Source organism: Thermanaeromonas sp. DSM 22490, from assembly GCF_056378755.1.
This window is the reverse complement of sequence record NZ_JBJHHE010000003.1, coordinates 160635-179510: the sequence shown is the minus strand read 5'-3', so window position 1 is coordinate 179510 and position 18876 is coordinate 160635. Positions and strand designations below refer to the sequence as shown.

Annotated in this window: 18 protein-coding genes and 1 riboswitch; of the genes, 4 read left to right on the top strand and 14 right to left on the bottom strand. The window is 50.9% G+C overall.

What is annotated here, in order from left to right; all coding sequences use genetic code 11:
* Positions 1-3: 3 nt before the first annotated feature.
* From AC1BI1_RS03750 to AC1BI1_RS03725, 6 genes are all read right to left on the bottom strand, one after another.
* On the bottom strand, positions 4-441 hold the full coding sequence (locus AC1BI1_RS03750; protein ID WP_476715918.1) for a flagellar protein FlgN: 438 nt from the start codon (positions 439-441) through the stop codon (positions 4-6).
* Positions 438-716: a flagellar biosynthesis anti-sigma factor FlgM gene (gene flgM, locus AC1BI1_RS03745; RefSeq protein ID WP_476715917.1), complete on the bottom strand. Its 279-nt coding sequence runs from the start codon at positions 714-716 to the stop codon at positions 438-440. The genes AC1BI1_RS03750 and flgM overlap by 4 nt, the downstream gene beginning before the upstream one ends.
* Before the next feature lie 147 nt (positions 717-863).
* Complete coding sequence (locus AC1BI1_RS03740) at positions 864-2936, bottom strand: chemotaxis protein CheW (protein WP_476715916.1); 2073 nt, start codon at positions 2934-2936, stop codon at positions 864-866.
* Complete coding sequence (locus AC1BI1_RS03735) at positions 2933-3400, bottom strand: chemotaxis protein CheW (protein WP_476715915.1); 468 nt, start codon at positions 3398-3400, stop codon at positions 2933-2935. Before AC1BI1_RS03735 ends, AC1BI1_RS03740 begins: the two co-directional genes overlap by 4 nt.
* A gap of 66 nt (positions 3401-3466) precedes the next feature.
* Positions 3467-5248: a methyl-accepting chemotaxis protein gene (locus AC1BI1_RS03730; protein WP_476715914.1), complete on the bottom strand. Its 1782-nt coding sequence runs from the start codon at positions 5246-5248 to the stop codon at positions 3467-3469.
* A 72-nt stretch (positions 5249-5320) separates the two neighbouring features.
* Positions 5321-5412: riboswitch (cyclic di-GMP riboswitch) on the bottom strand.
* 40 nt (positions 5413-5452) lie between these two features.
* A complete protein-coding gene (locus AC1BI1_RS03725) occupies positions 5453-7024 on the bottom strand; it encodes a M1 family metallopeptidase (RefSeq protein ID WP_476715913.1) in 1572 nt (523 codons plus the stop codon).
* 129 nt (positions 7025-7153) lie between these two features.
* On the opposite strand from AC1BI1_RS03725, the gene AC1BI1_RS03720 reads away from it, so the two are divergent.
* Positions 7154-8683 (top strand): amino acid permease, encoded by a 1530-nt coding sequence (locus AC1BI1_RS03720; protein ID WP_476715912.1) that lies wholly within the window; start codon positions 7154-7156, stop codon positions 8681-8683.
* A gap of 29 nt (positions 8684-8712) precedes the next feature.
* Here AC1BI1_RS03720 and AC1BI1_RS03715 read toward each other — a convergent pair whose 3' ends face one another.
* Positions 8713-9885 carry a S1C family serine protease gene (locus tag AC1BI1_RS03715; RefSeq protein WP_476715911.1) on the bottom strand — a complete coding sequence of 391 codons (1173 nt, stop codon included), beginning with the start codon at positions 9883-9885 and terminating at the stop codon, positions 8713-8715.
* Positions 9886-10063: 178 nt separating this feature from the next.
* Between AC1BI1_RS03715 and AC1BI1_RS03710 the strand changes: the two genes are divergently transcribed.
* Positions 10064-10201, top strand: a complete 138-nt coding sequence (locus tag AC1BI1_RS03710; RefSeq protein WP_476715910.1) for a hypothetical protein — start codon at positions 10064-10066, stop codon at positions 10199-10201.
* Between the two features lie 100 nt (positions 10202-10301).
* Complete coding sequence (locus AC1BI1_RS03705) at positions 10302-11555, top strand: competence/damage-inducible protein A (RefSeq protein ID WP_476715909.1); 1254 nt, start codon at positions 10302-10304, stop codon at positions 11553-11555.
* A 6-nt stretch (positions 11556-11561) separates the two neighbouring features.
* Here the strand turns inward: AC1BI1_RS03705 and AC1BI1_RS03700 are convergent, their stop codons facing one another.
* From AC1BI1_RS03700 to AC1BI1_RS03670, 7 genes are all read right to left on the bottom strand, one after another.
* Complete coding sequence (locus tag AC1BI1_RS03700; RefSeq protein ID WP_476715908.1) at positions 11562-12182, bottom strand: IMPACT family protein; 621 nt, start codon at positions 12180-12182, stop codon at positions 11562-11564.
* A 6-nt stretch (positions 12183-12188) separates the two neighbouring features.
* Positions 12189-12875 carry an MBL fold metallo-hydrolase gene (locus tag AC1BI1_RS03695; RefSeq protein ID WP_476715907.1) on the bottom strand — a complete coding sequence of 229 codons (687 nt, stop codon included), beginning with the start codon at positions 12873-12875 and terminating at the stop codon, positions 12189-12191.
* Between the two features lie 408 nt (positions 12876-13283).
* Positions 13284-14435 carry a tungsten cofactor oxidoreductase radical SAM maturase gene (locus AC1BI1_RS03690; RefSeq protein ID WP_476715906.1) on the bottom strand — a complete coding sequence of 384 codons (1152 nt, stop codon included), beginning with the start codon at positions 14433-14435 and terminating at the stop codon, positions 13284-13286.
* Between the two features lie 16 nt (positions 14436-14451).
* On the bottom strand, positions 14452-14697 hold the full coding sequence (locus AC1BI1_RS03685) for a MoaD/ThiS family protein (RefSeq protein ID WP_476715905.1): 246 nt from the start codon (positions 14695-14697) through the stop codon (positions 14452-14454).
* Positions 14698-14767: 70 nt separating this feature from the next.
* A complete protein-coding gene (locus tag AC1BI1_RS03680) occupies positions 14768-16510 on the bottom strand; it encodes an aldehyde ferredoxin oxidoreductase family protein (protein ID WP_476715904.1) in 1743 nt (580 codons plus the stop codon).
* Positions 16511-16862: 352 nt separating this feature from the next.
* Positions 16863-17051: a hypothetical protein gene (locus AC1BI1_RS03675; RefSeq protein ID WP_476715903.1), complete on the bottom strand. Its 189-nt coding sequence runs from the start codon at positions 17049-17051 to the stop codon at positions 16863-16865.
* Positions 17052-17131: 80 nt separating this feature from the next.
* Positions 17132-17719, bottom strand: a complete 588-nt coding sequence (locus tag AC1BI1_RS03670; RefSeq protein ID WP_476715902.1) for a xanthine phosphoribosyltransferase — start codon at positions 17717-17719, stop codon at positions 17132-17134.
* Positions 17720-17916: 197 nt separating this feature from the next.
* On the opposite strand from AC1BI1_RS03670, the gene corA reads away from it, so the two are divergent.
* Positions 17917-18873, top strand: coding sequence for a magnesium/cobalt transporter CorA (gene corA, locus AC1BI1_RS03665; protein WP_476715901.1), 957 nt, complete (start codon positions 17917-17919; stop codon positions 18871-18873).
* The last annotated feature ends 3 nt before the right edge of the window (positions 18874-18876 follow it).

Genomic DNA, 18876 nt, shown 5'->3' with positions numbered 1-18876 from the left:
GTTCTATACGCTCTTATCTATAACAGCCGGCCGCTGCTCCAAATGGGGGGTTAAAAATGCCAATATTTTACGGGCGTAAGCTAGAGACTGGCGAATCAGAAGAGTGTTGGTCTCGTTAATCTCTTTAAGTTCTGTCAGCACTGTCCGAAGCTGTTCCACCATTCGCTCGAGTTCTGGGCTCAGCACCCCCGCGGCCAAAAGGTCCCTTAACCCGGAGTCAGGGGGGAGGTGAAAATATCTCGCCAGATCCCGGTGTATTTCTTCCCGCTCGCCTTCCAGGCTTATCAGTTCTTTTACTGCCTGTTCCTTGACCACTAGCAGTTCCTGTATTCCTTGAAGATCGTCTTTACGAAGATGCTCCTGCTCTCTAAGGCAAAGGTCGCGAATCTTAAGCAATAGTTCCAGTTCGCGCTGGAGAACCTCAGCCAGGGATGGCCTCATGATTTTAACTCCCGCAAGATGCTTTCCGCTAGGGCTTCAAGGCTTATCTCGTAGGTACCATCTAAAATTTGAGCCCGTATCTCTTTAACCTTTTCTTCTCGTACGTCCGGAAGCTCGGAGCTAAAGCGCAGTAGCTCTTGCAATTGCCGGGCCGGCGCGGAAATCTCTGCCCGGTCCGCCTCACATTTGGCTTCTTTGCGGTCGGGTCTTACCGGCCGAGTGTAGGCGTTAATTATCTTGGTTATATTTACCGGCCCCTGCCCGTAAATCTTCAATTGTCTCACTCCCGGCTAGGATATGATCTGATGAAAATACTTCATCGTTAAGACTTATCGTCAACAGTAAGAAAAACTTAAGCCTGGCGGACACTGAGTTATCCCCAGGTTTGTTTACGGGCCTGCTTGGCTTGCGCTCGCTCCATGCTAGCCGGCCAGTTCACCCTGTTCTTCAACTCCTAGATGATCGATCAGGCTATGAACATCCAAAATCAGGGCTACACGCCCATCTCCCATAATGGTAGCTCCCGCAATACCGGGTATCTTTCCTATATAGCTGCCCAGGGACTTAATTACGATCTCCTGTTCGCCTAAAAGGGAATTTACTATAAAGCCCACCCGCTTTTCAGCCAGGCCTACAATAACCACCGCCGCTTTTCCGTTGGAAAAGTGCCAGTGGCCTTTAAAGCCCAAAGCCTTGGCCAGATGCACAAGGGGTAAAACCTGGCCGCGGACCACCGTAACTTCCTGATGCTGGACGCGCCTCACCTGCGAGGCCTCCACTTCGATTATTTCTAGAACATTGGCCAAGGGGAAAGCATAAACCCTCTCCCCCAAGGCGACGAGCAAGGAGCGGTTTATGGCCAGGGTTAAAGGCAACTTAATAGTAAAACAGGTACCGGCACCAGGGGTAGTCTGAATATCGATGGTGCCGTTTATTTTTTCCAGGTGCGCCCGTACAATATCCATACCTACCCCCCGGCCGGAAACATCGGTAACTTTTTCCGAAGTGGAGAAGCCGGGTAAGAAAATAAGATCTAAAGCTTCCCGCTTGCTCAGGCGAGCTGCTGCCTCTGGCGAGAGCAAACCCTTCTCCACAGCCCGGCGCCTGAGGTATTCGGGATCCATTCCCCGGCCATCATCCTGCACGGTGATAACGATCTGGTTCTCTTGGTGAAAAGCCTTGAGGGTGATAGTACCGTAACGGGGTTTACCCAAGCGCACCCTCTCCTCGGGGTCTTCAATACCGTGGTCAATAGCGTTGCGCAAAAGATGGATCAAGGGGTCGCCGATCTCTTCGATGACCGTCCGGTCCAGCTCCGTCTCCCTGCCCTCAATGATAAAGTTGATTTCTTTCCCCGCCTTTTGGGCCAGGTCCCGAACCATACGGGGGAACCGATTGAACACCTGGTCAATGGGAAACATGCGGGCTTTCATTATTTCTTCCTGCAGGTCGGAAGTAACCCGCCCGATGTGCATGGAAATTTCGTCCAGCATTTCCACCAGTTCGTCATTGCCCATCCTCTGCTTCAAGTTGTTGCTCACTTCTGCCAGGCGCGTACGGTCAATAACCAGCTCGCCTACCAGGTTCATGAGGGTTTCCAAGCGCTGCACGTCCACCCTAACCGTCTGGGTAGCCCTGCGATCTGAACCACGCTGGGCGGTCGTCTCTTGTCCACCGACGGCCCGCAGGTCTGCGCCGGCCACTGTCTCTCCTTGGCCTATTTTAGCCTGCTCCCTATCCTCTTCTAGCACCAGGGGTCGCACCGTCACGTTTCTTATCTCCGAAATGGACTTAATGACATTGGCCAGCGTATCGGGATCTTCTTTGCTTACAAAGGCCATGCGGAAAGCATTTTCAAATTTTTCTGCTTCCAATTCCTGGGTATGAGGTTCGCTTTTGATTATCTCCCCCAGGTCCTTTAAATTGTTGAACACCAGGAAAGCCCGGGCTCCCTTCATACGGCAATCGGGTTCCAGTTCTACCTTTATTTCATAAGCCCGGTATCCGCGGACTTCTGCTGCCCGTATCACATTTTCTTCCACATCATCGAGCTGCAGCGGCAAATCGGCCGCCGCCGCGTCCCGTGCTCTGGCTTCCCCAGCCTCTCCTCCAGCCAACATCTCTTCCAGGCGCTTTACTAAGGCGGCGGTATCCACTTCTCCCTCGTGGCCGCTAGTGAGCTGCTCCTTAAGTTCTCGCAGCTTGTCCAGGCAAGCCAGGAGGAGGTCGATGATATTAGCGTTGACTACTAATTTCCCCTGGCGCAGAGCATCCAACACGCTCTCCATACGGTGGGTTAAGGTGGCCATTTTTTCAAAGCCCATGGAAGCAGAAGAGCCTTTTAAAGTATGGGCGATTCGGAAAATCTTATTGAGCAACTCCCGGTTGTCGGGCTCCTGTTCCAAGAGAACTATAGCCTCATCGAGCTGCTGGAGCTGTTCTTCCGCCTCGTCCAAGAAGATACCCAGGTACTGGGACATCTCGAAGCTGTTCATACTTCGGCCACCCCTGCGGCGACTTGTTCCTTAAGCTGCTCTTGTTCGCCTTCCCGCAATACCCGGTCCAGGTCCAAAAGGATGATCAGCTTATCCTCCCATTTGCCTACTCCGCGCAGGTAAGCCACATCTACCCCCTTAATAATAGGCGGAGGGGGTTCGATGTTCTCTTCCGGCAGGCGCAATACTTCTAAAACAGCGTCTACAATCATTCCTACTGTTATTCCGTTTACTTCCACAACCATTATCCGCGTGTTATTCGTAGCCTCTGCCGGAGGTAGACCAAAGCGCTTATGTAGGTCGATTACAGGTATAATGCGTCCGCGTAAGTTGATAACTCCTTCTACGAACTCTGGTGTCCGGGGGACCTGAGTTATGGGTTGCAAGCGGATAATTTCATGAACATGGCCAATGTCCACGCCATAAGTTTCTCCGGCAAGCTGAAAAACTACCAGCTGTTCCATAATAGCACCCCCTCTATTTTCTATTTTCCATACTATGGCTAAAACCCTGCTGACCTGGCAGAAAAATTATAGTTTGAACTGGCCCACAGCGCTCTCCAAAGCGCGGGCAGTTTGAGCCAGCTTCCCTGCCGCTTCACTTATCTTCTCTACAGCTGACGTCTGTTCCTCGGCCGCAGCAGAAACTTCTTCCGTGCCGGCCGCTGCCTCTTCTGTGCCGGCGGCCAGGGTTTCAGCCGCCTGTTTGATTCTTACAGCTTCGGCAGCCATTCCCTCGGCTTCTCCGGTCACGTTCTCAATCTTGGTTATAAGCTGGCCAATGGCCTCATCGATAGCTATAAAGGCCTTCCCGCAACGGTCCATTACCTCGGTACCTTTCTCTACATCCTGGACCCCTTCCTTTATACCGTTTACTACCCGAGTCGTTTCCTTCTGAATCTCGTTTATGAGGCCTACAATCTGTTCGCTGGCCCGGGCCGACTGTTCGGCCAGTTTCCGTACTTCTTCGGCTACTACCGCAAAGCCGCGGCCCTGTTCGCCAGCCCTAGCCGCTTCGATGGCCGCATTTAAAGCTAGGAGGTTGGTTTGCTCGGCAATTCCGGAGATTACGCCCACAATCTGTCCAATCTGCAAGGAGCGCTGACCCAGCTCTTCTACTATCTTAGCCAGCCCTCCCATCTTTTGGGAAATGGCCTGCATTTGCTGATTAGCTTCTTCTACAGTGCGGGCACCTTCAGCCGTTTTGGCCACCACTACGCTCGAGGATCTAGCCATTTCTTCTGCCTGCTGGTGGACTTTCTCTATCCGCGTTGCCTGCGCTTCGATAGCCGCAGCAGTGTCGCTCACCTGCTGGGCCTGGTGTTCAGCACCGCGAGCCATTTCCTGGGCTGTGACCGCCACCTGCCGAGCTGCTTCACCCACCTCGTGGGACATCTGGGCCAGGTCATGGCTGGATCCGGCCACTTCCGTAGCCAGATCTCGCACCTGTCCAATAAGCTGGCGTAACTTCTGTACCATGGCGTTAAAGGCGCTGCTTAGTTGCCCGAGTTCATCCTGGGATTTTACTCTTACCGCCTCTCCCGTGAGATCACCGGCCGCTACCCGGTTGGCATAGGCTACTATTTGAGCGATGGGACGACCGACAAGGCGGGTGAAAAGAAAGGCTACTAATAAACCCATGAGGAAGGCGAGAATAAGACCCGAGAGCAGCGTTGATTTAGCATACAGAATGGCTGTATCTAGTTCCCTTTGAGCTTCTTCCCGCTGGCGGGTAATTTCTTTTTTTAGGTGGCTTCCTATATTATTAATGTTGTCTACGGCAGCCCCCATCTGGAAACTCAAGATAGGGAGGGTTAGCATACGGTCCTGCTGACTGGTATTAACAATGTTGTTTTTAAAGGTGTTCTCAAACCCTTTAGCGGCTTGCTCCATGGCGGCAGCAAAACCTTTCATCTGGTCATCTAAATTTTGGTTGTCCAGCTGGGCTTTGGCCTCATAAAAGCGTTTCATGGCTTCCTCAAAACTTAAAACATGGGTTTGGGAGCCGTTAATTATGTAATCTGTGGCCCGGCGGTAACCTTCCCATATGGAAATAGACATCTCACTAAACAATTGATTGTGCTGCTGGAGCTTTCCCACCTTGAGGTCCAACTGATGAATACGCTGAAGATCGGTATTAACGATAATAACTACGGCCACAAAAATAGCAATAACCAGAAGAAATCCGCCCATTAACTTGGTCCCTAGCTTAAACCGCCCAAAAAAGGAAAACCCTTTTGCTTCTTTTTTAGTATGGACCTCTTCCTTTACCGGGTCCTTTTTCCTCTTCCGCCAGAACTTAAAATCTCGCATTTTTACGGCCTCCTTACATCCGTATATAATAAAAATAAAGGGCTACACTTCCTTGGGGTAGCCCCGTTCCACCCCGGCAGCCGGCTGTCCTAGCCGTTTATAAAACGGCTGTAGACCCTGTAGCTTTGCGCCCCCGCCTTTCGACGGATTTGCCTTTTCGGGGAAATTCTGTTAATTTCGCCTCAATTATACTTTACTTTTAAGTTAATACGCAAGATATTTCTCAGGGTCGCTGTAGAAGTCCAGTATCTGCTTTAAGCTTGGGGCTTCTATCCTATCAAAGCGATAATATTCCTGGACATAGCGTAAGGCTTCCCGCAAAGTTGCTTGGCCCATCTTTTCTTCCAATTTCAGCCAAAACAGCACTCCCTGGCGGTACGCAATCCGGCGATAATCTTCTTCCGAAGGATAGCTGGTCAAATCCTTTTCCAGGGGCAGGAGGCCTTCTCCCGCTTCGGCTATTAAAGTGGCTTTTCGTTGTCGGTAAAAATTGAGACCGGTAGCGCCGTAGTAGAGCATAGTGCTGTACTCTGCCAGGCCTTCATCTATCCAAGCCGCCCTGATACTATCGCTTCCCACAAGGTTATACCACCACTGGTGGGCTACTTCGTGAACTACAACCGGCGGGCTATAGCTTTTCAGGGTGCTTAAAAAAATGAGCCCGGGATATTCCATCCCTACCAGGCTTTCCAGGGGCACTTCTACTAAATTAAGGTAAGAAAAGGGATAACTCCCAAAATATTCCTGGAAATAACTTAGAGCTTTCCCCGCGGTCTCCAGAGTGGAAGGCAAAGGTTGACCTCTAGCAGCCAGAACAACCTTTACCCGTCCTATGGTACGGCTGCTAAACTGCCAGTCGTCCGCCGCAGCAAAGGCAAACTCGCGGATGGGAAGCTCGCTGGTGAAAGACCAGACAGTCCGACCGAGCTTTTCCTGGCGGCTGGTAACGCGCCCACTGGTCACTACCGTTGGCCCGGAAGGCAAATCCAAATCTACTTTATAATAAGCTGCATCGGCAAAATAGGGATCACCAAAGGTTGCCCCTTCCGCCATCCCCTGCCATGAGCCCTTCTGCCGCGGCGCCAGCAACGGGTACCAGCCGGAAACCATTATTACACCATCAAAAATACCCAGCCGTGCAGGCTTAGGAGGTAGACGAGTGGAAAAGATGATTTCCACAGCGGCAGTTTGTTTGGAGAGCAAGGGCTGAATCAAGGGTACCTGGAGCCTGGCACCCTGAACTTTAAATTTAGCTTCTTTTCTGTTCAAAAGTACCTGGTGGATGGTGAGCAAATCCCCTGTGCCTGGCAGGCCGTTGGCCGGGAGATTGAACTGGAGCTCAGACAAAGGATAAAAGTAAGGATTCTGATAAGCCAGGAAAAGCCTGCCTTGTATTAACCTTTCTTCGGGCTCCAGGCGGGCCTGAATATTATAGACAGGATAGTAACGATAGTGGGAGTATCCTGAGCTACCACTACCCCAGACGGGCAGCCGGACTTCGTTAAGATCACGACTAGAAGAAGGTAAACCAAGGAGACTTAGCGCGCGGGACAGGGGAAGGTAAGTATTGCCGGCGCCCAAAATCTGGCCGGCCGGTACCATAACTTCACCCTTTACTTTTAGAGGAGGTGGATCCAACACTACCTGCCTGTAGCTTGCCCAAGGTACAATTTCCGCCCCTGGAGAGCGCGAGAAGGAAAAAGGTAAAGATATGTAAGAGTAAAGCGCCAATAAAAGGCCCGGTAAAGCTAGAAACAACAATTTTTTACCCCGCATCATTGGCCCCCTTCTGACGGCTAATTCGACAAAATTATCTATTCTCCTGCTATCTTTAGCATTTTTGCCGTATAGGCCTGGGCCAGGGGTATATACTAAAACAAACTACAAGTAAAAGGTGAGGGGAACATGAGCATCTGGCGGACCAAACCTGTAAGCCAGCTATTGGAAGATGTCCAGGAGGAAGGAAAATTAAAACGCAACATGAATGCAGTTGATTTAATAGCCCTGGGCGTAGGAGCTATTATCGGTACCGGTATTTTCGTTCTGACCGGAGTAGCTGCAGCCAATTATGCTGGTCCGGGCCTGGTCCTTTCCTTTATACTCTCAGGTATAGCTGCAGCCCTGGCAGCTTTGGTCTACGCTGAGCTGGCCTCCATGATACCGGTAGCCGGCAGCGCCTACACTTACACTTATGCTGCTTTAGGAGAAATCATAGCCTGGATCATCGGGTGGAATTTAGTCCTGGAGTATATGGTGGCTGCCGGAGCAGTAGCCCTTGGCTGGAGCTCCTACTTTACCGACATGCTGCGCTCTGCCGGGATCTTTTTGCCGGCCGCCTTAGTCAACCCCCCCTTTAAAGGTGGTATAATTGATCTGCCAGCAATTCTAGTTACTCTGCTAATGACCCTTGTGGCTATTATTGGCACCAAAACCAGCGCGACCACTAATAAAATCGTGGTAGCCATTAAACTCCTGGTAATTCTGGCCTTTCTAGCTTTAGGCTCTCCTCGAGTCAATCCTGCTAACTGGCACCCTTTTCTTCCCTTCGGTCTTCCGGGAGTGGTGCAAGGAGCAGCCATTATCTTTTTTGCTTATATTGGCTTTGATGCTGTCTCCGCTGCTGCGGAAGAGGTCCACAATCCCGCCCGGGACTTACCGCGAGGCATTATCGGTTCCCTTTTCATCTCTACCCTTCTTTACATGGCCGTGGCCGCTGTCCTCACCGGCCTCACCAATTATACCCGACTCAATACAGCTTCCCCTGTAACTACTGCTCTTCTGGATGCAGGCATCCAGGGAGCCTCTTTGCTCATCGGCATAGGGGCTTTGGCCGGGCTGACCAGCGTACTCCTGGTGGACATCTACGCCCAAAGCCGGATATTTATGGCCATGGGGCGAGACGGGTTGCTACCTCCATTTTTTGCCTGGGTCCATCCCCGCTTCCATACTCCCTGGTTAACTACCCTTCTAGTAGGAGCAGTAATAGCGCTTATAGCTGCATTTTTACCCATCGAAATAATTGCCCAGCTGGCCAATGTTGGTACCCTGTCAGCCTTTATTATTGTATCTATCGGTGTTATAGTTCTGCGCTACGCCAAGCCCGACCTGCCCAGGCCTTTCCGCACACCTCTGGTACCGCTTCTCCCCTTTCTAGCGATGGCCTTCGCCGGATATCTTTTTATAAATTTACCTCGCCTGACCTGGATCCGTTTTGCGATCTGGATGGCCTTAGGGCTGCTAATTTATTTTAGCTACGGCTACCGCCACAGCAGCCTTGCCCGGGTAGAGGCGCCTCTTCCTAAAATCAAGGGAGCCGAAGATATCCTTCCGGCTCCCGGAAAACAGCCTGCTAGAGTTCTTCACTCTTTGTCTTTTTTCCGCCCCGCCCTCTTCCCACTAAAACTCCGCCTCCCCCGGCGGAAGCCCCGGCCTTAATAACTTAATAAATAATAAAGATTGGAAAGCTACCAGGCGGATGGTTTTTCCGTCAAGGTGACTGTGATGTTAATTTGGCCACCCCGGCGGAAGATCAAAAGCTGTACTGCCTGCCCCACTTGCTTCTTTTGAACAAGTTTCACCAGCTCGCTGGCCGAGTTCACTACCTGTCCATCCACCTGAAGAATTACGTCTCCACCTTTAATACCGGCCTTGGCCGCTGGGCCCCCGGCTACCACTTCCCTAACCAACACGCCTTCTGGCTTGCTCATACCCAAGATGTCTGCGATATCAGGTGTTACTTCTTGTAAGAACACTCCCAACCACGGCCGGCTAATCTTGCCCTTGGTCATTAGATCGTTTAACACCGGCTGGACGGTAGTGCTCGGGATGGCAAAGCCCACTCCCTGGGCGTCTGCCTTGACGGCCGTATTGATGCCGATCACTTCTCCCCGGAGGTTGAGAAGGGGCCCACCGCTATTACCAGGATTGATGGAAGCATCGGTCTGCAACAGGTTTTCGTAATGGCGATCCTGGGTATCAATGGGACGCCCTTTAGCGCTTAAGACCCCTACGGTTACCGTATGGTCCAGGCCATAAGGATTACCTATGGCAATAACCCATTCTCCTACGCGCGCTTTGTCGGCATCTCCCAGTTTCAGGTAGGGTAAGGGCTTGCCCACATTAACCTTTAACACGGCCAAGTCCAAGTCGCGGTCGGCCCCCACTACTTTAGCTTTAAAGCGCTGGTCAAAACCGACGATGGTAACTTCGACTTCTTGGGCCCCTTCTACTACATGCTCATTGGTCAAAATATAGCCGTCGGAAGAAATAAGAAAACCGGAACCTAACGACCTTTCCTGTCGCTGGCCACCGAAGGGCAGCCCAAAAAATTGACGGAAAAAGGGATCGTTAAAGGGTGCCGGCAGGCCACCGCTTTCGGTTAGAGTATCAATCCTTACCACTGCCGGGCTGGCTGCTTCCACGATATTGGCAATACTCTCAGGTCCCAGCCCTGGTGGCAAGTTGGGAGCTGCTGCCGTATCGGCAGTTATCTTAGGCTCCGCTGCAGTCTGCGGCGGCAAGGCAAAAGCGCGGGAAGCTCCGCCCAGAACAAAAAAGATAGTAGTAACTGCTACTCCCGCCAAAAATACCACCAGTAAGAGCAACCCCAAGCTCCGCCTGCCCTCGCGATCATACATAAGAAGTCCCCTCCTTCTTAAAACCTTTACTCCATCCACCACACACTATTGTACCATGTCATTTTACTACAGAAAAACGAAGAAAGTATTAAGAAATCCTGAAATAATTATAAATTCCCGGGTAGACCATTGCAACGCTAGCCTGCCTCTGCTATACTGGGCCTCGAGGGGTGAAAGTATGAAGAAAGTATCTCTGGTCCTCTTTCTTCTACTTTGGCTAGCCCTGGGGCTGACAGTAACTATCATAAATAGCCAAAGTGCAGGCGAAGGAAGTCATGGGCCTGTAGCTGGTGAAGTGGAAGCAAGCCAGCATTAAGGTCAAGGAAGGAAAACGCCTTCCTGGCGGCGCACGTATGGTCGTGCGCTTATTTATCCTTGATATGGCTGGGTTGTAAAGGAAAGGAAGGTGGGCTTTCTTGCTGGCTGAAGCAATATTCACTGGTACTGAGCTCTTGCTCGGCCAGATAGTGAACACCAACGCTGCCTTTTTGGCTAGGCAATTAGCTGCTGCAGGTGTTAACCTTTACCGGCAAATAGTAGTAGGTGACAATCTGGAACGCATAAAGCAGGCTATTTTAGAAGCGCAAGCAAGGGCAGACCTTATTATTCTCTGCGGGGGCCTGGGTCCTACAGAAGATGATCTCACCCGGGAGGCCCTGGCAGCGGCCTTAGAGGTACCCCTGGAAGAAGACCCTGGGGCCCGGGAACATATCATTCGCTTCTTCACCGCTCGTAACCGCCCCATGCCGGTCCAAAACCTTAAGCAAGCCCTGATCCCGCGCGGAGGTCAAGTCTTGGAAAATCCTTTAGGTACTGCTCCCGGTATTTTTCTCGATTATAAAGGTAAACTCTATGCTTGCCTGCCCGGTCCGCCGGGGGAATTCCGCTCCATGGTTAAAGATAAACTTTTGCCCCTGCTTACTAAATACGGCAGCGGTAGCGAAGTCATCCTCTCCCGAGTTTTAAAGATAACTGGACTGGGAGAATCGGCAGTAGAAGAAAAAGTGCAAGACCTCCTGAATAATACCAACCCCACCCTTGCTCCCCTGGCCAAAACCGGGGAAATCCACCTGCGCCTCACGGCTAAGGCTCCCACTACCGAAGCTGCTTTCGCCCTTATCGAGCCGGTGGAAAAAGAAATCCGCCAGCGGCTATCCGATTACCTTTTTGGAGCGGACGAGGACACCCTGGAAGGCGTCGTAGGAAGTCTTCTGGCCGCCAGGGGCCTGACTCTGGCCGTAGCTGAATCCTGTACTGGCGGCCTTCTGGCCCACCGCTTAACCAATATCCCTGGGAGTTCAACCTATTTCCGGCTGGGGATAATCGCTTACGCCAATGAAGCTAAAACAAAGCTTTTGGGAGTATCCCCTGAGGATTTGGCCCTCCACGGAGCCGTGAGCAGTGAAGTGGCCCTGGCCATGGCCCGAGGAGTGCGAGCCTTGGCCGGCACCGATGTGGGCGTAGGAGTTACCGGCATTGCCGGCCCCGGCGGAGGGACGCCTGCTAAGCCGGTAGGACTTGTATATCTGGCTGTCGATTTACAGGGAGACACCCAGGTGCGCCAAGAGCTCTTTCAGGGAACGAGGGACGAGGTTAAATGGCGGGCCAGCCAAAGCGCCCTGGACCTGCTGTGGCGAATGTTGAGGATAAAAGCGCGGGAAGAAGGGTAATCACCGTCATTGGCCGTCACATTTTTGCTCTTTAACCTCGGCCATAGCAGCTACCTTCTGAAGAAATTCCTCATATATGGAGAGAGGTACCTCTGCTCGCAAATATACTTCCAAGGGACCGTAGTCCGCGGTTACCACCCGGCCACCACCAGAATTTATATGGTAAAGTACGCGTTCCAGGGTGGTATACGGACAAGTTAAGGTTATTGGCTGTGTAATTACCTTTTCTACCCGGCCGGCCTTTTCCAATACCTGGCGCGCCGCTTGCCCGTAAGCCTCGATCAGCCCTCGCACACCCAGCTTTTTACCGCCAAAATAGCGAGTTACCACTACTGCCACATTGGTTAAGTCTAGGCTTAAAATAGCTCCTAAAATAGGACGTCCCGCCGTACCGCTCGGTTCTCCAGCATCACTATAATATAGAACTTCTCTGGGAGGCAGGCCTATCCGATAAGCAAAACAATTATGGGTGGCCTGCCGGTGAAGCCTTTGCCGTAAGGCTATGAAATCCCGCGCTTCCTCTTCAGTAGTCACTTCTTTAACACAACTGATAAACAGGGAACGTTCGATTTTTAGTTCCACTTCCGCCGGGCCAGCTATGGTGGCAAAGGTATCCCTTCCCGTCATGCCGAGCTACAGGTTAAAACCGCCCTCCTCTAGGCTTAAGACCCAGACCTCTGTTTCCGGCGGCAGTGTAGTCTTATCCACTTCTACTTCACTGCGGCCCAGATGCCGCACATTAGCCCTGCCCGAAGTAAACTCGTCCACTCCTGCGATGGGGAAGCCGCGCATGCCGGCTGTCAAATAGTGCATGGGCAATACCAGCCGGGGTTTTAAAGTTTCCACTATCTGCCAGGCCTCGCGAGCATCAATGGTAAAGTACCCGCCTACAGGCACCATTAATATGTCCAGTTGTCCAATTTTTTGGCATTGTTCCGGGTCTACGACGTGGCCCAGATCGCCCAGGTGGGCCAAGCGCAAATCTCCTATCTCCAAAACAAAAATAGCGTTCTTACCCCGCTTCTCCCCCTGTACCTCATCATGGTAGGCAGGAACGGTGTAAACATGAACATCTTTAAAAGTTGCATCCACTTTATTCCAATCTTCCCCTTCAGCTGTTAAGCCCCGCAAAATTTGAGGGTCGCCCTTTACCCCTTGCAGGTAGTTGTGATCCCAGTGTTCGTGGCTTATAGTAACTACATCGGCCTCTACCACCTTGGCTGCGGGCGAAACATCAGGTCCATAAGGATCGGTAACTACCCGTACTCCTGCCGGGGTAGTAATATAAAAGCTTGCATGACCAAGCCAGCGTATCTTCATTTTGTGGCCTCCTCTAGTGCTTATATATTACTATTACTACTGTAAAGTCAATATTATCACATAATGGCGAAGTGTGCAAGAAGAACGGGTTCACTGTTTGTTGCCTTTTCTCGTCAAGTATGAGCGAAGTCGCCGAAGAAACCCTCGAAGTTCTGCCCGGAAGGAGCCTTATTAAGTTATACTTAACAGCAAGGGACCGGACCTTCTCCGGACTCACTCCGCTTCCACTCCACTTTTGTTCTTAAATTCACAATTAAGCCTAACTTAACCCCCTTTCACCCAGAGAGCATATTGACCTCGTCACCCTATTATACGCTATAAGCCGCAGCCAAAACAAGTAAAGCTCCAGACCGGCACTCTTGCAAAGGGCTCATTGAGCAGGCCACGAAAATCCCCTCTAGTGCCATCTTAAGGACACTGAATTATATCCTGTGCCCAGAGGCAGTCGGCACAAGAAGGGTCATTACCCCAGCAATCACAGTTTTCGGCCGGATAATCGCAGGTGTATGCCAGTTGGCAGTCGACGCAGGAAGGAAACCTGAACAACCTGACTTTTCCGCGGAACCTCACGTATTCTTCCGAGGTCCACAGAGTATACAGGCTGGAATCCTTTAGATTCCCGAAAGAATACCTTTTTACCTCTTTACGGCGACCGAAAACAAAGCATGAGTAGGAATGGGATAAAGGATAGCAAGGAGTTACCTCCCCATCCCAAGTGACTACAGCCGAATACGAATTGACAAAGCGGCAATTGCGCGCTGCACCCCAGACCATCCTAGGCAATTTAATTGTTCCCCAGGTAAACCATTTTTTTGCTGCCGCTTCCCACACTATGGAACCTATATCCACATAATTTTCCGGCATTATACCGTCGACCTTGACCTTCTTGCTGGCCGCAGGATAAGTATAAAGTATTTCACCTCTCATATCGGCACTATAGGGTAGCAAATTGGTTACCAGTAAAGCCAGGGCTTCCCAGCGGCTGGCCAGGCCGGGTAGGTCCTTAAGCTCTTGAAGATTGCGCTTCATAGCCACAAACTCCAGCACCAAGCGCGGATGGATACTTTCATATTTCTTTTTGGCCCGATTTAGCGCCCGGATACCCTCTTCCAAGCGCCCCAAGGAGCTGCCGCGAATGGCTTCAAAGCTTTCTGTAGTGGCACTATCGCAAGAAACTATAATTTCCTCCACTCCCAGTTGGACCAGGTCCTCGGCCATGGCCGGTAGGTACTGCCCGTTGGAAGAAATTTTAATCCTCAAACCTTTTTCCCGGGCACGCCTTATCATATACAAAAGCCGGGGATGTAACAAAGGCTCGCCGAAACCGCCCAGGTAAAGCCATTCCAGTAAGGGAAAGCGAGGCACTTCATCCATAAGTGCCTGAAACAGCTCAAAACTCAAATCTCCTTCAGCTTCCCTCCAGGTGCGACGTACACACATAATACATCCCGCATCACACCGGTTGGTAACTTCCACATAAAGGCGCCGGAGATCGGATAAACCCCGGTACAATATAGTTGCGCCCTCGATTTCCTCTTTATAGACAAACTCCTTAATCATAGTAATCACGCCTCTTTTAGCCCCCGGCTATGGGAGGAAAGATTCCTATTTCGTCGCTGTCTTGCAAAATATAGTCGGGCTCCACCCTTCTCCCATTTATAAAGGCCTGCTTTATTTCCTCCGAGGGTATTCCCAGTACTTCATACAGCCTGCCCAGGCTAGTACCGGGCTCAATTTTAAGGGTAAATTCTCCGGCATTAGGGCCGGAAGGATTGTACTTGTTAAGCGTAGCATAAAGGCGTACTTTAACACTGATGCTCACTTCAGCGGCCTCCTCGTAAAAGCAGGGCTGCCGCAACAGCCCTGCTTCGGTAATTTCCCTTGTTTGGGTTTTATTCACCGAATACTTTGTCCAGTTCTTCATCAGGCACGTCGTATACGTGATTGTGGGGCGGCAGAGGCTCATACCGCATAAACTCGGGCGGCCGGTCATGGGCCTCGGTGAATCCCGCAGCTTCGTTGAAGGCGCGCTCTATCTTTAAGATCTCTCTGCCTATAGAAGCTACATCATCTGCTGTCCACGTGGTGCCCAATACGCCGTTGCAGGTCTCCACCATGCCCTCGAAACCGGTGGCTATGTCCAGGATGGCAAAGGAAATAAACAAACAGTAACCTGTGCTGTCCACAAAGGCCGTAGTAGTCTGGAAGTTTCTAGATAGTTCTGCTTTACCTCCAGGAAGTAGCGGATCAACTTTCCCGCCCACAGAGAGGATTTCGGGTGCTATAGTATACCCGGCAGTATGATCAGCGCCCATGGGAGAGGTCATGTAGGTAATACCTATTCCTTTCACGGCCCGCGGTTCATAAGCCGGCATCCCTTGCCCTTTGACCGCCGGAACCCTTGTTACGCCAAAGGCTTTGCCGGTAAAGGCAGCACCGTTGCCGATGATGTGTCCCAGCGGCGTACCCTTGGCGCACTCCTTCAACAGGTTGATGGCTCCCTGGGCGTCTCCAAATTTGATTAGCCCGGCCTCCATGGCTACTCCCAGGGTTACGCCGGCCTCAATGGTATCTAAACCGCTATCATTGCAAATCCATACCAGTTCAGCTACAGCATCTATATCATCTATGCCGCAATTAGCTCCCAAAGCCCAGACAGATTCGTATTCCAGACAGGACACGTGTTCACTGCCATCCGGCCTGGCCCAAATATTGCCGCACTGGATGATACAGCCGGGATGACAGGGATGCCCTGTGCTACCGCTACCATTTCTTTGCTTGATGATCTCAGCAATGGTTTCGCCTGCGATCTTGCTTGCTCCCTCAAACCTGCCGGCACTGAAATTACGGGTGGGCAACCCCCCGGCCTCGTTTAAAACATTGATCAGAGCTGCCGTACCATAAGTATTAAGCGTACCCCCAGGCTTGGTTACACCATGTTCCCTTAACGCCTCCACTAGCTTGCGCTGCCCTGTCTTGAAAAGGTCCTGGTCAACCACGGTGACCCCCGGAGCACCGCTAGCGTCTATTATAATGGCTTTAAGGCCTTTAGCACCCATTACCGCCCCTAAGCCCCCGCGCCCGGCATAACGGCTGGGACGGTCGTCCTTATCGTTAAAGCATACACCGGACATACTTAAGCGCTTCTCTCCGGTGGGGCCCGTTGCAATAAAGTCTACGTTACCGAACCTTTCTTTTACGCGTTTGGCAAATTCGTGCAGCCCAATACCCACCAGATCCCCGGCCGGTTCCAGGCTGCCACCGTCCTTGGTGAGGCGCAAGATAAAGAAGCTATCTTTTTCCTTGGGCTGCCCTTCAACAATGATAGCTTTAATACCCATTTTGGCTAAACTCTGGGCTGCAGGAGTCCCGGCATTGGCTTCTTTAATCCCCCCAGTAAGGGGCGATTTGCCGCCCACCGATATGCGCCCGGAGCAGGGTGCGGAAGTACCTGTAACTATACCAGGAGCAAAGATTAGCTTGTTATTGGGGCCTAAAGGATGACAGGTAGCCGGCACCTCATCGTAAACAAGCCTGGAAGTCAACCAGCGCCCACCCATATTTTTGTATTTCTCCGGTACTTCCTCAAATTTTACCGTCCCCTCAGTCATGTTTACTCGGACAAAATATTTCATACCATTAGTGCCCCCCTGCTCAATTTTTTAAAGATGTTAAAGGTAGTGATGCTTAAGGCCTCTTAAATCTCTTTAAAACAAACGACCCTTCACCCCCCTTTCCCCACAAACAAAAAGTACCCTCCTACAGTTCAGAAGAGTACCTTCCTTTGCCCACTGGCAGGCCCTGGGATTGCTCCCGGACCCTAACGTTTGCCCCTCCCGGAGGGAAAAGGCAAATCGGAAGCCTCAGCTCTTTTTTAAATTGTCAAATTTATATATTCGCTACTGACCGGAAAAATCCTCTTGGCCCTATAAATTTTAGGTGCCCAAACATAGAGTAATAATCCCGGGTTTAACCCGGGATTATTCGTTACATGATTTTTTCGCAGCGTTCCTGTGCTTCCTGGAGCAAATTGCCGGCTTTGGAGCACATAGTTTCCAATTGTTGCTTCTGCGAGTTCTGGGGTAATGCTTTAATTACCTGGCCCATCTTCATCAATTGATCTTGTGCCTGCCGGATGCAGTTCTGGAGTTCAGCCTGAATGCTGGTATCGACCATCCAACCTCACCTCCCAGCAGAATCATTTGCCAAACTCCAAGTTTTTATGTGCCCCGCCTAAATCATTACCGGCTTTGCCCTCAGTTCAAAAATCCTATTTCCCCTCCATAGAGGCTTCCTATCCGCACTAAGGACTCTACCCGGATACCTTGCTTGCGCAAATATTCGCCACCGCTCTGGAAAACTTTTTCGATTACGGTGCCCACGCCCACCAGCTCTGCGCCTGCCTGTTGTATAATTTTAATGAGCCCTCTAACTGCTTCTCCAGAAGCTAAAAAATCATCAATGATAAGTACGCGATCCCCAGGGCCAAGATAACTGCCTGCTACCACTATATCTACCACTTCTTCTCTCGTGAAAGAGCGCACCTTTCCCCAGTAGGCGCCTGAACCTATAGTGGAGGGCTGCTTCTTTTTAGCAAAGACTACAGGCACCCGCAGGGCCAAGCCGGTCATGAGGGCTACGGCGATGCCTGAAGCCTCTACTGTAAGCACTTTGGTGACCTTATCTCCGGCAAAGCGCCGGGCGAATTCCTCTCCCACTTTAAGCATTAAGACGGGATCTATCTGGTGATTCAAAAAGGAATCCACTTTAAGTATATCTTCAGATATCACTTTTCCTTCCCGGCGTATCTTCTCCTTCAGCAGTTCTACAACATCCCCACTCAAGGCCTTCACCTCATGAATTGCGATTTTGTTATTTTATTCTTGAGGGGAAATTCGCCCTCCAGGTCCAAAATTCCTGCCGGCGAATTTAAAGGTTGGAGGTAAAAAGAGAATAACAGGGCAGAAAAATAAAAAAGCCTAAATATGATAAAATAGCTTATACTGGAGGAAAAGACCAGGAATAGCAGGGGGTTAGTTGGTTGCAACGGGTACTGATCTATAACGAAGCCCAAGGACTTTTAGAACATATCCCGCAGACTTTTCGTCCGCGGGCAGGTACTGCTTATGTATGGGTGGATCTTGTCCAGCCTTCTCCGGAAGAGCTGGACATATTGAGCTCAGCCTTTTCCTTTCACCCACTGGCCATAGCTGACTGCCGGCGGCCCCATTTCCGCCCCGGCCTGGTCCAGTATGAGGGATACAGCTTCCTCACTTTACGTTGCGTTGCTCCTCAACCCCAGCCGCACGCTTTAACTACTTTCCTCAATATATTTGTCGGTCCTACCTATGTAGTCACCGTTCATGCTGAAAAGCTCGACTTCCTGGATACCCTTTGGGCCAGTTATCATGAGAATCCTTCCCTATTTCAAAAGGGCACCGATTTCCTTCTTTACAGGCTGCTGGAACCTCTCACGGCCGCTTTCTTTCCCTTTTTTGACCGCTTAGAAGACAAGATAGAAAAAGTTGAGGAAGAAATCTTTCGCCGGCCCGACCGCAAAGTACTCAATCAGATCTTTATCCTGCGACGCCAGGTCATTAAACTGCGCAAATTTTTAGGGCCCCAGCGCGATATTATAAATCTCCTTTCCCATCCTGAATTCCCCCTGGTCAAGGCAGAAAATAGGGTCTTTTTTCTGGACATCTATAACGAAATGTTGCGTCTGGTGGACCAGGTAGAAACCTTTCATGATTTGACCAGTTCGGCCATGGAGATCTATCTTTCCCTCACTTCTAACCGCCTGAATGAAATCATGAAGGTGTTAACGGTTATAACCACTATAATGATGCCCCTTACCCTGATAGCGGGTATTTACGGCATGAATTTTCGCTATATGCCGGAACTGGAATGGCGCTACGGTTATTATTGGGCCCTGGGCTGGATGGTATTGGTGGCTTTAATCATGCTGGGTTATTTTCGCAAAAAGGGGTGGTTCTAGGGG

Bases quoted from the DNA above. Each gene is read 5' to 3' on its own strand.
- AC1BI1_RS03715 (WP_476715911.1), bottom strand. From the start codon at position 9,885: ATGTATGATCGCGAGGGCAGGCGGAGCTTGGGGTTGCTCTTACTGGTG.
- AC1BI1_RS03725 (WP_476715913.1), bottom strand. From the start codon at position 7,024: ATGCGGGGTAAAAAATTGTTGTTTCTAGCTTTACCGGGCCTTTTATTG.
- AC1BI1_RS03750 (WP_476715918.1), bottom strand. From the start codon at position 441: ATGAGGCCATCCCTGGCTGAGGTTCTCCAGCGCGAACTGGAACTATTG.
- AC1BI1_RS03695 (WP_476715907.1), bottom strand. From the start codon at position 12,875: ATGAAGATACGCTGGCTTGGTCATGCAAGCTTTTATATTACTACCCCG.
- AC1BI1_RS03710 (WP_476715910.1), top strand. From the start codon at position 10,064: ATGAAGAAAGTATCTCTGGTCCTCTTTCTTCTACTTTGGCTAGCCCTG.
- AC1BI1_RS03690 (WP_476715906.1), bottom strand. From the start codon at position 14,435: ATGATTAAGGAGTTTGTCTATAAAGAGGAAATCGAGGGCGCAACTATA.
- AC1BI1_RS03700 (WP_476715908.1), bottom strand. From the start codon at position 12,182: ATGACGGGAAGGGATACCTTTGCCACCATAGCTGGCCCGGCGGAAGTG.
- AC1BI1_RS03680 (WP_476715904.1), bottom strand. From the start codon at position 16,510: ATGAAATATTTTGTCCGAGTAAACATGACTGAGGGGACGGTAAAATTT.
- AC1BI1_RS03735 (WP_476715915.1), bottom strand. From the start codon at position 3,400: ATGGAACAGCTGGTAGTTTTTCAGCTTGCCGGAGAAACTTATGGCGTG.
- AC1BI1_RS03730 (WP_476715914.1), bottom strand. From the start codon at position 5,248: ATGCGAGATTTTAAGTTCTGGCGGAAGAGGAAAAAGGACCCGGTAAAG.
- AC1BI1_RS03740 (WP_476715916.1), bottom strand. From the start codon at position 2,936: ATGAACAGCTTCGAGATGTCCCAGTACCTGGGTATCTTCTTGGACGAG.
- AC1BI1_RS03675 (WP_476715903.1), bottom strand. From the start codon at position 17,051: ATGGTCGATACCAGCATTCAGGCTGAACTCCAGAACTGCATCCGGCAG.
- AC1BI1_RS03720 (WP_476715912.1), top strand. From the start codon at position 7,154: ATGAGCATCTGGCGGACCAAACCTGTAAGCCAGCTATTGGAAGATGTC.